We start from the raw sequence: 238 nt of genomic DNA, 5'->3' as shown, positions 1-238 counted from the left end.
CAAAAACAACCGGGGGGCGGTTGGCCCTTATGCGTAGCGAATGCCGATGTGAGCTCTAACGTTCGCACAGGCACTATCCTAGATAAAGAAGCCGTTAATCGTGGTAACTCTGTTTATTTCCCAGATCAAGTTATTCCAATGATACCTGAAGTGTTATCAAACGGTTTATGTTCATTAAACCCACAAGATGACCGTCTCTGTATGGTTAGCGAAATGGTGATTGGACAAGACGGTCATT

At 44.5% G+C, this 238-nt stretch carries 1 protein-coding gene; it reads left to right on the top strand.

Annotation, left to right across the window (positions count from 1 at the left end; translation table 11 throughout):
• Positions 1 to 238: RNB domain-containing ribonuclease (locus V6255_RS18225; protein WP_341629404.1), on the top strand; the 238-nt coding region annotated here is incomplete at both ends.

This window comes from Psychromonas arctica (assembly GCF_038155225.1).
Classification (GTDB): Bacteria; Pseudomonadota; Gammaproteobacteria; order Enterobacterales; family Psychromonadaceae; genus Psychromonas; species Psychromonas arctica_B.
Note: the sequence above shows the minus strand (reverse complement) of the source record. Positions and strands in the feature narration are given on the sequence as shown.